Below are 13,407 nucleotides of genomic sequence, written 5' to 3'. Positions count from 1 at the left end.
AAGCCATGGCGGTGGCGCTTGTGTCGCCACCGCCATGGGTGACAACACCCACAGGAAAACACCATGAGTCACCGTGAAGTCAGTCCAGTCATTCGCCTCGATGCCGCCGACAATGTCGTGGTCGCGCGTATCGAAATCCCTGCCGGCACCGCCATCACCGGTGAAGGTGTCACCACCCAGCAAGCCGTGCCGCTGGGGCACAAGGTCGCTGCCCGGCTGATCGCCAAGGGCGAGCCGGTGCTCAAGTACAACACGGTGATCGGTTATGCCGCCGAGGACCTGCCGCCTGGCACCTGGATGCACAGCCACAACATCGCCTTCGGCGAAACCGACCGCGACTACCGCTACGGCCTGGACTACATCCCCACCGACCTGCTGCCGGCCGAACAGCGCGCGACCTTCCAAGGCATCGTCCGCGAGGACGGCCGCGTGGCCACGCGCAATTACCTGGGCGTGTTCGTTGTTGGCAACTGCGGCGCCACGGTGGCGCGCAAGATCGCCAACCACTTCGACGAGCGCCGCCTGGCCGGCTTCCCCAACATCGATGCCGTGGTGCCCTATGTGCACGAAATCGGCTGCGGCATGGAAATGACCGGCGAGCCGATGGACCTGCTGCGGCGCACCATCGCTGGCTACATCAAACACCCCAACACCGTGGGCGCGGTGGTAATTGCCCTGGGCTGCGAGCGCAACAACATCCATGGCTTCTTCGAGCAGGAAGGGCTCGTGGAAGGCGATATGCTGAAGAAGCTGGTGATCCAGGACGTTGGCGGGGTCAAGAGCGCCACCGACCAGGGCATCGCGCTGATCGAAGGCATGCTGCCCAAGGCCGACCAGGCGCGGCGCGAGCCGGTGTCCGCCGAGCACTTGATGATCGGCATGCAGTGCGGTGGTTCAGATGGTTTCTCCGGCCTTTCGGCCAACCCGGCGCTGGGGGCGGCGGTGGATATCCTGGTGCGCCATGGCGGCACCGCGATCCTTTCGGAGACTTCGGAAATCTTCGGTGTCGAACACACCCTGACTGCCCGCGCCGCCACCCCGGCGGTGGGCCGAAAGCTGATCGAGCGCATCGAGTGGTGGCTGGAGTACAACCGCGGCCGCGATACCCAGATCAATGGCCGGGTCAGCCCCGGCAACAATGCCGGTGGCCTGGCCAACGTGCTGGAAAAGTCCCTGGGCGGCGCGAAGAAGGGCGGCAACGCGCCGCTGATGGACGTGTACGAGTATGCCCACCCGGTGAAGACCCACGGGCTGGTATTCATGGACACTCCCGGCTACGACCCGGTCTCGGCCACCGGCCAGATCGCCGGCGGTGCCAACCTGATCGCCTTCACCACCGGCCGCGGCTCGTGCTTTGGCTCGGTGCCGGCGCCGACCTTCAAGCTGGCAAGCAACTCGCCCATGTACCAGCGCATGAGCGACGACATGGACATCAACTGCGGGCAGATCATCGACGGCGACAAGACCATCGCCCAGATGGGCCAGGAAATCTTCGAGCGCCTGCTCGCCCATGCCTCGGGGGAGGCAACCAAGAGCGAACTCAACGGCCTGGGCGAGGATGAATTCTGCCCGTGGCAGATAGGCGTGCTCGCCTGACCCGGCCTCTTCGCGGCTAAAGCCGCTCCCACAGGATTCACCTTGATCCCAGGGGCTGCACAGTCCCTGTGGGAGCGGCTTTAGCCGCGAAAGGGCCCTCTCGGAAAATCACAACAACAATGGCCGGTGCGAAACCCGGCCAAGGGACCTGTCATGCATAAAAACAACAAGACGCTGCCCGCTGCCATCCTGCTGTCCGCTACGCTCCCGGCCCACGCCCAAGGTTTCCTTGAAGATAGCCAGGCCTCGCTGAAAGCCCAGAACTTCTACCTCAACCGCGACTTCCGCGAAGACGCGGGCATTTCCAAGCGCGAAGAATGGGCCCAAGGCTTCATCCTCGACTTCCGCTCCGGCTACACCCCCGGCACCCTCGGTTTCGGCGTCGATGCCCTCGGCATGCTCGGCCTGAAGCTCGATTCAGGCCCTGGCCGCAGCGGCACTGGCCTGCTGCCGGTCGGCGACGACGGTCGCGCCCCGGACCAGTACAGCAAGTTCGGCATCACCGCCAAGGCGCGGCTGTCGAAGACCGAACTGAAGATCGGCACCCAGCTGCTCAAGTACCCGACCATCGCCTCCAGCACCGGACGCATCCTGCCGCAGACCTTCCAGGGCGGTGTGCTCACCTCCAAAGAGTTGGATAGCCTGACTTTCACCTACGCGCAGATCGACCGCACCACCAAGCGTGACTATTCCCACACAGAGGCCATGAGCCTGGTCAATAAGAACCGGCGTTTCAGCGGCACGCCCGAGGCTGACGACTTTCGCATGGGCGGTGTGGACTTCGTGGTCAACCCCAACTTGAGCCTCAGCTACCAATACGGTGAGCTCGACGAGATCTACGGCCAACATTATTTCGGCCTGCTCGGCAGCACCGCGCTGGGCCCTGGCAAATTGGCCCTGGATGCGCGCTACTTCATAAGCGACGACAAGGGCGAGGCGCTGGCCGGCCCGGTCGACAACCGCACGCTCAATGTGCTGCTCAGTTACAGCCAAGCCGGGCACACCTTCGGCGTCGCCTACCAGGGCCTGTCCGGCTCCACGGCCATGCCTTACCTAGTCGGCACCGACGCCTACTTGACCAACTACATGATGGCCGCCGACTTCATGGAAACCGGCGAGCGCACCTGGCAGCTGCGCTATGCCTACGACTTCGTCGCCCTGGGTATTCCGGGACTTACGTTCTCGACCCGATATAACCATGCCGATCATGCCAACCCGGCCACCTTCGCCGGGGAAGGGCGCGAGTGGGAGCGCGACACCGACCTGGGTTACACCATCCAGTCCGGGCCACTGAAGAACGTCAACGTGCTGTGGCGCAACGCGGCGCTGCGTTCCAACTATCAACGCGATATCGATGAGAACCGGCTGATCGTGAGTTACACCTTGCCGCTGTTCTGATTGCTCAAGTCATGTACGAGGAGTAGCCGCCGGGTATTGGCGGTGTGGCCGGTAAAGTCTTTTACCGGCCTTTTTTTCAATGGCGGACTCAGAAATGATTTTTCATCGTCGGCTGCAGGCCAAGGTGCTCCCGTGTGCGAGCTACCGCCTGAGCCTCGACCTCGGGGGCGGCGTTGCCCCAGCTATTGCGCACATAGGTCAGCACGGCGGCGATGTCGCTGTCACTGAGCTTCCAATCAAATGAAGGCATGCCGGCCCCGGTGACGTTGCCTTCGGTGACCACCGCCTGGCCGCCCTTGAGCACCGTGCTCACCAGGTTCGCACCACTGGGTGTGCGGATTCCGGGGTTGTCGGCAAAGCCCGTGACCATGCCGGGCAGGCCTTCGCCCCTGACATTATGACAGGCCATGCAATTGAGCTCGTACACCTGCGCACCGCGCTGCATGATCGGTTCGCTGGCGGCAATGGCGGGTGGCGGGGTGGTCTTCGAGCCGTCGACTGATTTGAGATATTCGGCGATCGCAGCCAGGTCCTGGTCGTTCAGGTGCTGAGTGGAAAATTCGACCGCTTCACCCATCGGCCCCGAGGCGATCGCCTGGTGGTTGGCCCCGGTCCTGAGGTAGACCGCTATCTGCTCCGCGCTCCAGCTGCCCAACCCGCGATAACGGTCGCCGGTGATCTCCGGCGCGTAGCTGTCGAGCAGCTCGGCACCCTGCAGGTAACGACCGGTGTCGCCACCGAGCAGGTTCTTCGGCGTATGGCAGGCCGCGCAATGGCCGGCGCCGTCAACCAGGTAGCGCCCGCGGTTCCATTGTGCGGACTGTTCGGGCTGTGGCACGAACGGGGTGTTGTCGAAGAACAGCAGATTCCAGCCCAGCAGGGTCTGGCGAATGTTGAACGGGAAAGCCAGGGTGTTGGGCGTGGGCGCCTGCTGCACCGGTTGCACTGTGCGCATGTACGCCCACAGGTCGTGCAGGTCGGCGTCGCTGATCTTGACGTAGGCGTTGTAGGGCATGGCCGGGTACAACCGTTGCCCGTCCTTGCGCTGGCCATGGCGCACCGCACGGAAGAAGTCGCGCTCGGTCCAGCGGCCGATGCCGGTCTGCGGGTCGGGGCTGATATTGGTCGAGTAGATCACGCCAAAGGGCGTCTGCAACCCGTAGCCGCCCGCGAATGGAGCGCCGCCTGGCGTGGTGTGGCAAGCGGCGCAGTCGGCCTGGGCCGAAACGTACGCGCCGCGGGCGACGGCGGCAGGGTCGACCGCAAGGGTGTCGGCGCCAGTCAGTTGGTCATCGGCGACGTTGTCAGCGGCACTGTCGTTGCTGTGCAGCACGGCGGCGGCGAGGCCGGCCAGCGCCAGCGCGATGCAGCTGGCCAGCAAGGTCTTGGTCTTCATGGCAGCTCCTTTCACGCCTGCACCAGCGGGCCGGGGTTCTTGATGTATTGCTCGATGATCGCCTTGGCCGTCCACAAGGCCAGGGCGCCGATGGTCACGGTGGGGTTGTAGCCGGCGTTGTTGGGGAACGACGAGGCGCCGAGCACGAACACGTTGTGCGCTGCCCAGCACTGTTGGAAGCGGTTCAGGGCACTGGTGCGCGGGTCGGTGCCCATCACCACACCGCCATTGGTGTGTGAGGAGTCGTTGGCGCGGAACGGCGTGTAGTGGTCGGCGGCGAAGTTGTAGGACTCGATGTGCTGGCCGCCGACGGCCTGGGCGATCCGATCGCACTGCTTGCGGATGAACTCGCCCGAGCGCTTGTCGTTGAGGTTGTAGTCGAAGGTCATGCGCATCAGTGGCCGACCGTAGTTGTCCTTGTAGGTCGGGTCGAGGTCGAAGTACATGTCCTCGTGGGCATAGCTGGTGCCCTGGCCCTGGATCATCGCCCAGTTCTGGTAGCTGTGCCGGAAGGCCTGCTTCCAGCCTTTGCCCCAGGTCGGCGCGCCTTTGGGCAGCACGCCGGCCATGCCGATCGGCAGGCCGCTGTTGGACAGCGACTGGATGCCCGCGCCGCCAATGAAGCCCAGGCCGCTGTGGTCGAAGTTGTCGGCGTTGAAGTCGTCGATCTGGATGGCCAGGCAGCCGGTGTTGATGAACGGGTTGAGGTGCTCCTGCTCGAACCACAGGTAGGCGTAGGAGAGTGTCTGGAAGCTGTAGTTGCGCCCGATCACGCCACGGCGGGTGCGCGGGTCATAGGGCTCGCCGATGCCCGAAAGCAGCATCAGGCGCACGTTGTCGAGCTGGTAGGCGGCGACGATGACGATGTCGGCGGGCTGTTCACCCTGCATGCCGTGCTTGTCGATGTAGCTGACCCCGGTGGCGGTCTTGCCGTCGGCGGACTTGTTGATGTGCAGTACTTCGGTTTCGGTCAGCAGTTCGAAGCTCGGGTGGCGCATCAGCGCCGGCACCACGCAGGCGTTGGGGCTGCTCTTGGACCAGTTGCCGCAGCCGAACAGCTGGCAGTAGCCGCAATAGGTGCAGGGGCCCATGCGCACGCCCAGCGGGTTGACGTAGGCCTGGGAGATCGTGCCGGCGGGGACCGGGAAGGGGTGGTAGCCCAGCTCGGTGGTCTTGTGGGTGAAGATGTCATTCCAGTGGCTGGGCACCAGTGGCGGTGTCGGGAATTCACGGCTGCGTGAACCTTCGAAAGGGTTGCCGCCGGGCATCACCTGGCCCTCGATTACCCCGGCCTTGCCGCTGGTGCCGGCGATGCGCTCGAAGCGGTCGTAGAAGGGTTCGAGTTCGGCGTAGGTCACACCCCAGTCCTGCACCTGCAGGCCCGGCACCAGTTGCTGCTTGCCGTAGCGCTCCACGGTCTTGCTGTACGGCTCGAAGTCGAACGGGTTGAAACGCCAGGACGCGGCGGCCCAGTGGGTACCGGCGCCGCCAACGTTGTTGCCGAGGGTCAGGTTGCTCCACTCGCGCACCGGCAGGGCTTGCTGGCCGGCGTGGTTGCGCACGGTGTAGGTCTCCAGGCGCGGCGGCTGGAGGATTTCCTTGCGGGTGGCCCAGCGCAGTTCGTCGGTGTCCACCGAGGGCGGAAAGTCCGTGGCGGTGTCGCGCCAGGCACCACGCTCGATGGCCACCACCTTGAGTCCGGCCCGGGCCAGTTCCTCGGCGATGATCGAGCCGGACCAGCCCAGACCGATCACCACCACGTCCGCTTTGGCTCTTGTCGTTTTCATCTGTATTCCTTGGGGCGCGCGCAGGCGGGGGCCGGCAGGGCCACGGGGCTGCCTCGCGCAAAATTGGGGGGAAGGTCCGGGTGGACTCAGCCTGCCCGGTCGAGCAGGCTCACCGGCTCCAGGTCGAGCGGCAGGCCTTTCCTGTGCAGATACGGGCGATAGTCGTAGCGGGCGCCGGGGAAGCCGATCAGCCGCCAGCCCACCATGTCGCGGTTGCCGCCATACATGGGGTCGGCCAGGTAGCCTTCGCGCACGTTCTGCAGCAGCAGTGCGAAGAAGTCGGCATCCAGGGGCGCAGTACCGGCTTCCATCGCTCGCAGCAGTGCATCCTGCTGTTCACCGGTCAGGCCGCTGAACGGCCGGGCATGCTGCTGCTGGCAGTACTGACCGAGCCGCGCCAGGCCATCGCGGTAGCGCTGCGCAGGCGTCAGCCTGAACTGCGGCCCTTGCTCGGGCGTTCCCTGCACGTAGGGGCCGAGGCGGTAGGTGCTGGCGGCCTGGCCGTAGGGCCCGGCCAGTTGCCGGTCGATAAACACCACGCAGCCGGCCTGGCTGGCGCTCATGCCCAGTTCGTCCTCGGGGATCAGGCGGTCGAAGATGGCCGCCACTTCCCGGGCTTCGTCTGAGGTGAGGTAGGCTAGGGCGCCGGATTTCGGCGGTTGGGGCAGGGCGTCGGCGTGGGTGCCGCTGGCCCGCGGGCGGTCGCTGGCGAGCACGCCGGCACTGGCGCTGCCGATGGCGCCAAGGGCGCTGATTTGAACGAGTGAGATCAGGGCTTCACGTCGATTCATGTCCATCATCCTCAGGACGTGCGTCGGCCAAGGGGCACTGGCGACGCGTGCGTTATTGTTATGGGGCCGGCCTTGTGGCTGGCGGGGCGAGTCTAGGGGCGCAGCGACGGCCCGCGCCATGACTGTTTTGACGGGTTTCCTTCAAGATTGTCGCAGGCTACTCTTGCCCGACTTCAGCAACGGTGCATCCACGGGGTAGGGCGGGTATGGCTTCAGACGGCAAAGGGCAGGTGCGTGCGGCAGTCACCTTGAGCGATGTGGCGCGCTTGGCCGGCGTCGCGCCGATGACGGTGTCGCGCTACCTCAACCAGCCGGACACCGTGCGCGAACCGACCCGCCTCAAGGTGCGCCGGGCCATCGAGCAGACCGGTTACGTGCACAACCGCCTGGCCGGCGCGCTGAAGTCCAGCCGCACGCGGCTGGTGGCGGTGGTGGTGCCGATGGTCACCAACCCGATCTTCTCCGACACCTTCCAGGCCATCAACGAGCGCCTGATCAAGGCTGGCTACCAGGTGCTGCTGGGCGTCTCGGGCTACCAGACCGAGCAGGAGCAGGAGCTGCTGGAGGTGATCCTCAGCCGCCGCCCGGACGGCATCATCCTCACCGGCACCCTGCACACCAGCCTCAGCCGCAACCGCCTGCGCGCGGCTGGCGTGCCGGTGGTGGAAACCTGGGACCTGTCTGCCGAGCCGATCGACATGCTGGTCGGGTTTTCCCACGAACAGGCCGGGCGCGAGGTGGCGCGGCAGCTGGTGGGCCAAGGCTACCGACGCTTCGCCCTGCTGGCCGTTGACGACCCGCGTGGCTTGCGCCGTGCCGACAGTTTCGTCCAGGCCCTGGCCGAGCAGGGCATCACCGACGTCCAGCGCCAGACCTGGCAGGGCCTGCCGTCCCTGGCCCAGGGTCGTGAAGGCCTGAGCGTGCTGCTCGAGCAGTCCGCCGTCGATAGCGAAGGCCCTTGCGCCGTGGTGTGCACCTCCGACACCATTGCCCAGGGCGTGCTGACCGAAGCGGCCGCCCGCGGCATCGCGGTGCCCGGGCAACTGGCGGTAATGGGCTTTGGTGACATGGCCTTCGCTGCGCACACCTTCCCGGCCTTGTCGACGGTACGTATCGACGGCACCCTGATGGGCGACACGGCCGCCAGGATGTTGCTGGAGCGCCTGGGCGGCGATGCGCAATCGCCCGCGACCGTTGATATCGGCTTCAGCCTGGTGCAGCGCGAGAGCACTCAGACGCTGGAAAGTTAACGTTAACATTTTCACGCTTCGGCAAACTTTTTTCTAAATCCTCTTGTCCTGTATTTCTGGATGCGCTAGGTTTTTTAGCGGAAATGGTAACGATACCATTTGCTGGAATGGACTCAGGACAAGAACAATGTCGAAGATCACCTGTGTTAGAACCCTGCGCCTGCCCGAACGCCCCAAGCTGCTCTGGCTGGAGATCGAAACCGATGAAGGCCTGATCGGCCTGGGCGAAACCTTTCGTGGTGCTGCCACCGTCGAGGCGGCCATCCACGAACTCATCGCCCCAGGATTGATCGGCCGCGCCTCACGGCAGATCGAAGCAATCTCCCTGGAACTCACCACGCCCTACGTCGGTTACCACAGCGCCAGCGCCGAAATCCGCGCCGCCAGCGCTGTGGACATCGCCCTGTGGGACCTCAAGGGCCAGCGCCACGGTATCCCCATCCATGAAGCGCTCGGCGGTGCCTGCCGCGAGCGCATCCGGGTGTACAACACCTGCGCCGGCTACGAATTCAACACCCAGCAGGGTGCCCGCCGCGAGATCAGCGCAAGCGACTGCGCCCAGGGCCCTTATGACGATCAGTTGGCCTTCAGCCGCGACGCCGGCGCCCTGGCGATCAGCCTGGTGGAGGAGGGCTACACGGCCATGAAGATCTGGCCGTTCGACCAGTTCGCCCGCCAGCCCGGGGCCAACACCATCAGCCTGGACGAGGTGCAGAAGGGCTGCGAAGCGTTCCGCCAGATTCGCGCGGCGGTGGGCAACCGTATCGAGATCATGTGCGAGCTGCACAGCCTGTGGGACACCACGGCAGCCCTGCGCATCTGCCAGGCGCTGGAAGCCTTTGACGTGTACTGGGTGGAAGACCCGCTGTGCAAGATGGACGACGCCCAGGCCCTGGCCGACCTGCGCAAGCGTACCCGGGTGCCGATCTGCGCCAGCGAAACCCTGGGCGGCAGTACGGCCTACCGTGACCTGCTCAAGGCCGACAGCCTCGATTACCTGATGCTCGACCTGGTGTGGTGCGGCGGTTTCACCGAAGCGCGCAAGATCGCCGCGCTGGCGCAGGCCTACAACAAGCCGCTGGCGCCCCACGACTGCACCGGCCCGGTGGCGTTGTTCGCCGGCTTGCACCTTGGACTGCATGCGCCCACGGCCGTGCTTCAGGAAGTGGTGCGGGCATCGCTGTCGAGCTGGTATGGCGAACTGGTTACCCAGCTTCCGCAGATCGATGGCGGCTTCGCCCTGGCACCGCAACGGCCTGGCCTGGGCACGGCACTGCGGCCTGAAGTGCGCCTGCGTACCGATGCGATCGTGCGTGAAACCCACTGCTGACTGATTGCTGCGCGGCAGCCTCCCAGGTTGCTCGCGCTTGCAAACCGGTATCGAGAATACAATGAAAAAAATACATTCTCTGCGCCGCTTCATCGCCGAACACCGGCGCCATGAAGTCATTGCCCTGCTGTTCGTGATGATGATCATCAACCAGGGCGACCGCGCCACGCTGTCCATCGCCGGCGCCAGCCTGGCCGATGAAATGGGCCTGGGGCATGCCCAGATGGGCTGGCTGTTCTCGGCCTTCGCCTGGGCCTACATGCTCCTGCAACTGCCGGGTGGCCTGGCCATCGACCGCTTCGGCAGCATTCGCGTGCTGGGGCTGGCGATCGTCGCCTGGTCGCTGTTCACCGGGTTGATTGGCACTGTCGCGATGATGCCGGTGGGCCTGGCCTTCGTCGCCGTATTCGCCCTGCGATTTCTGGTCGGCGCTGCCGAGGCACCGTGCTTTCCGGCCAACAGCAAGATCGTCTCGATGTGGTTCCCCACGGCCGAACGTGGCACCGCGACGGCGATCTTCAATTCGTCCCAGTACTTCGCTGCGGTGGTGTTCACACCATTGCTGGCGTGGGTCTCGACCCGCTGGGGCTGGCCGTGGGTGTTCTATGTGATGGGCGTGGCGGGCGTCGCCATGGGCGTGGTGTTCATTCGCCGGATCAAGGCGCCAGTCGAGCACCCGACGCTGACGGCGGTGGAACTCGAGGCCATGCGCCTGGGCGGGGCCAGCCTGCGCGAGCACGCTAGCAGCCGGCCGCCAGGGCAGGGCTGGCGCGACACCTGGACGCGCGCCCGTGGCCTGCTGCGCCAGCGCATGTTCCTCGGCATCTACCTGGCGCAGTTCTGCATCAGCACGCTGACGTTCTTCTTCCTCACCTGGTTCCCGGTGTACCTGGTGCAGCAGCGCGGGCTGTCGTTGCTGGATGCCGGCCTGTTGGCGGCGGTGCCAGCCATCTGCGGATTTGTGGGCGGGATTACCGGCGGCATGGCTTCGGACTGGATGTTGCGCAAGGGGATGTCGCTGACGTTGGCGCGCAAACTGCCGATCTTCATCGGCATGGCGCTGTCGATGAGCATGATCCTGTGCAACTACGTGGAAACCAACCTGCTGATCGTGCTGTTCATGGCCCTGGCGTTCTTCGGCAAGGGCGTGGGCGCGCTGGGCTGGGCGATCATCGCCGATGTCTCGCCCAAGGACAGCATCGGCATGAATGGCGCGATCTTCAACACCTTTGGCAGCCTGGCCGGCATCGTCACCCCGGTGGTGATCGGCTACATGGTGCAGTCGATGCACTCGTTCAATGGTGCCCTGGTGTATGTCGCGCTGAATGCCGTGGGTGCGTTCGTCAGCTACCTGCTCATTGTCGGCCCGCTGCAACGCCCCGACGACAACTCGAACCCGCAAGACCGCGACCGGCCCGCGCCATCGCTCAAGCCTGCTACTGCGCGCTGACTTTATTACTGACAAGGACAATAACAATGAATACATCAGGACGTACCTCCCGCGCATTGCGCATTGCCGGTTTTGCCCTCGGCCTTGCCTGCACCCCGCTGGTACAGGCGCAGGACCTGCCGCCCAGCGGCCAGCCGCTGACCGAGGTCGCTCGCCTGGACTGGCTGTGCAACGCCGTGGCACTGACTTCCGGTGGTCGCCTGTTCGTCGGCCTGCCGCGCTGGCCAGGCTTCGAGAAAACCCCGTCGATCGCCGAGGTGCTGCCCGACGGCAGCCTCAAGCCGTTCCCGGGCGGGCAGTGGAATGCCTGGGCACCGGGCAAGCCGAGTGCTGCGGCGCTGGTAAAGATCAACACCATCCATATCTTCGACGACGACACCCTGTGGGCCATCGACCAGGGCGAGGATGCCGGGCCCAAAGGCATCAACCCCGGGCAGAAGATCCTGCAGTTCGACACCCGCGACGGCAAGTTGCTGCGCAGCATCAGCCTGCCCGCCAGCGTGTTGCCGGCCGGCGCCCACCTCAACGACCTGCGCCTGGACAGCGAGCATGCCTATGTGACCGACTCGGGCCTGGGCGCGATCATCGTTGTCAACCTGAAAACCGGTGAAGCCGTGCGCCGCCTGGCCGGGCATCCGTCGACGCAGATGGCGCCCGAACGCCGGCCGATCGGTGAAAACGGCCAGCCGCTATTGCTGGCTGACGGCAGCGATCACCAGGTGCATTCCGACCCTATCGAGATCAGCCCCGACGGCCAATGGCTGTACTACCAGCCGCTGAGCGGGCCGTTGTGGCGGGTGCCGACCGCAGCGTTGCGCGACACGCGGATCAGCGAAGCGGAGCTGGGCAAGCAGGTCGAGTTCGTGCATGACACCAGCCCGCTGACTGGCACGGCGATGGACAGTGCCGGCAACGTCTACCTGGGCGAGTATGACCGGCCGCGCGTGTCGGTGTACGCGCCGGACGGCACGCTGCGCGTGGTCGCCGAAGACCCGCGGCTGTGGAACCCGGATGCGATGATCATTTCCGACCAGCGCGAGCTTTATATCCCGGTGCCGCAGAGTGCGCGCTTGGCCTCCAACCGTGGTCCTGGCGGCCAGGACGCGATCGTGCGGCCATTCATGATCTACAAGGTGCAACTGCCGGCAGCCCTGGGGGGGCGCGAGAAAGTCCCGGCCGTGGTCGGCAAGCCGCTGACCACCGTCGCCCGCTGATCCACTTACCCCATTAACCCACTTGATGCACTTGCGAGCCCCTGCGGCTCGCGAGCAGGGCGCCCCTGCGCCCGCATTCAGCCAGCCCTGCGCAAACACGCACAGGGCACCAACCAGGAGATGTACCGATGAAAACAACAATGACCATCGCCGCCTTGTCCCTTGCCTTTGCCATGGCGACTTCTGCCCAGGCCGCCAGCCCGGCGCCGACGGTGGTGGCCCAGGAAAACCTGTCCACCGCCGCTGCCCTGCAGTTGACGCAGCAAGCCACCGAGCTGGCCGCCAGCCGGGCCATGAAGATCTGCATCGCGGTCACCGATGCCGACGGCCACCTGCTGGCCTTCACCCGTATGCAGGGTGCATATGCCGGCTGCGTCGAGGCCTCGATTGCCAAGGCCACCTCGGCAGCGCGCTTTGCCATCAACACCATCACGTTCTATGACCTGGCGCGCAAAGAGAACCTGGCCATCGGCACCATCCCCGGCATCCTGCCGGCAGTGGGCGGGGTAGTGGTCAAGCACGGTGGCAATGTGGTCGGCAGCGTTGGCGTAAGCGGTGCCACCGACCTGACCGAGCAGAAACTCGCCGAAGACGTGGCGGCGACCTTCCGCTGATGGCCGTGGCCCTCTGTGCGAATGCGCGGAGGGCCAATCTGGATCGATTGAAAAGGAATTGCAGATGAACGTTTATTTCCGGCGCCTGCTCCTGGCTGGCCTCACTCTGTTTGCTGCGCCATGGGCCCAGGCCAGTGAAGGCACTGCCTTGCGTGGCACCACTCAGCTGTCCCTGGGCGGCGCGGCAGCGCTGCTCGACAGCGCCGTGGCCAAGGCTCGCGCCGAAGGCACTCACCCGTGCATCGCGGTGACCGACACCAATGGTTACCTGCTGGCCTTCAAGCGTATGGACGGCGCCGCCCCAGGCTGCATCGAGGCGGCGATCAAGAAGGCTAACTCGGCGGCGATCAACGACGTCGACACCGTGGTGTTCTACGACCTGGCGCGGCAGAAGAACCTGCAGCTGGGCAGCATTCCCGGGATCCTGCCCGCCGTCGCCGGGGTGGTGATCCGCCAGCAGGGCCAGGCAGTCGGTGCCTTGGGCGTGGCCGGCGGTGCCAGCGATGACCAGGAGCAACGCATGGCCACGGAGCTTGCGCGTGCCTTCGAGAAAACCCTGCCTGTCAGCCACCCTTGATCGA

At 65.3% G+C, this 13,407-nt stretch carries 11 protein-coding genes; 8 read left to right on the top strand and 3 right to left on the bottom strand.

The features are described 5' to 3' along the window. Positions 1–63: 63 nt before the first annotated feature. Positions 64–1,596, top strand: a complete 1,533-nt coding sequence (locus tag AC3RCM_RS17005; RefSeq protein ID WP_103469142.1) for a UxaA family hydrolase — start codon at positions 64–66, stop codon at positions 1,594–1,596. 153 nt (positions 1,597–1,749) lie between these two features. Next, entirely contained in the window at positions 1,750–2,994 is a 1,245-nt protein-coding gene (locus AC3RCM_RS17000; RefSeq protein ID WP_103469141.1) for an OprD family porin, read from the top strand. Positions 2,995–3,082: 88 nt separating this feature from the next. On the opposite strand, the gene AC3RCM_RS16995 is transcribed toward AC3RCM_RS17000, so the two are convergent. The 3 genes from AC3RCM_RS16995 to AC3RCM_RS16985 form a co-directional block, all read right to left on the bottom strand. After that, positions 3,083–4,390 carry a c-type cytochrome gene (locus tag AC3RCM_RS16995; protein WP_103469140.1) on the bottom strand — a complete coding sequence of 436 codons (1,308 nt, stop codon included), beginning with the start codon at positions 4,388–4,390 and terminating at the stop codon, positions 3,083–3,085. 11 nt (positions 4,391–4,401) lie between these two features. After that, entirely contained in the window at positions 4,402–6,177 is a 1,776-nt protein-coding gene (locus AC3RCM_RS16990) for a GMC family oxidoreductase (protein ID WP_103469139.1), read from the bottom strand. Between the two features lie 86 nt (positions 6,178–6,263). Beyond that, complete coding sequence (locus tag AC3RCM_RS16985) at positions 6,264–6,968, bottom strand: gluconate 2-dehydrogenase subunit 3 family protein (RefSeq protein WP_103469138.1); 705 nt, start codon at positions 6,966–6,968, stop codon at positions 6,264–6,266. Positions 6,969–7,174: 206 nt separating this feature from the next. Between AC3RCM_RS16985 and AC3RCM_RS16980 the strand changes: the two genes are divergently transcribed. The 6 genes from AC3RCM_RS16980 (at position 7,175) to AC3RCM_RS16955 (ending at position 13,403) form a co-directional block, all read left to right on the top strand. Beyond that, complete coding sequence (locus AC3RCM_RS16980; RefSeq protein ID WP_103469137.1) at positions 7,175–8,218, top strand: LacI family DNA-binding transcriptional regulator; 1,044 nt, start codon at positions 7,175–7,177, stop codon at positions 8,216–8,218. A 127-nt stretch (positions 8,219–8,345) separates the two neighbouring features. Continuing rightward, positions 8,346–9,548 (top strand): mandelate racemase/muconate lactonizing enzyme family protein, encoded by a 1,203-nt coding sequence (locus AC3RCM_RS16975; protein WP_103469136.1) that lies wholly within the window; start codon positions 8,346–8,348, stop codon positions 9,546–9,548. Positions 9,549–9,609: 61 nt separating this feature from the next. Beyond that, positions 9,610–10,998, top strand: coding sequence for an MFS transporter (locus AC3RCM_RS16970; RefSeq protein WP_103469135.1), 1,389 nt, complete (start codon positions 9,610–9,612; stop codon positions 10,996–10,998). Positions 10,999–11,024: 26 nt separating this feature from the next. Next, the gene (locus AC3RCM_RS16965; RefSeq protein WP_103469134.1) at positions 11,025–12,212 is read left to right on the top strand and encodes an L-dopachrome tautomerase-related protein; all 1,188 of its coding nucleotides are present in this window, start codon (positions 11,025–11,027) and stop codon (positions 12,210–12,212) included. A 128-nt stretch (positions 12,213–12,340) separates the two neighbouring features. Further along, the gene (locus tag AC3RCM_RS16960; protein WP_232099724.1) at positions 12,341–12,826 is read left to right on the top strand and encodes a GlcG/HbpS family heme-binding protein; all 486 of its coding nucleotides are present in this window, start codon (positions 12,341–12,343) and stop codon (positions 12,824–12,826) included. Between the two features lie 64 nt (positions 12,827–12,890). Then, the gene (locus AC3RCM_RS16955; protein WP_103469132.1) at positions 12,891–13,403 is read left to right on the top strand and encodes a GlcG/HbpS family heme-binding protein; all 513 of its coding nucleotides are present in this window, start codon (positions 12,891–12,893) and stop codon (positions 13,401–13,403) included. Positions 13,404–13,407 lie beyond the last annotated feature (4 nt).

Source organism: Pseudomonas sp. GW823-FHT05G12 (assembly GCF_058795575.1).
This window is presented reverse-complemented; position numbering and strand designations above follow the sequence as displayed.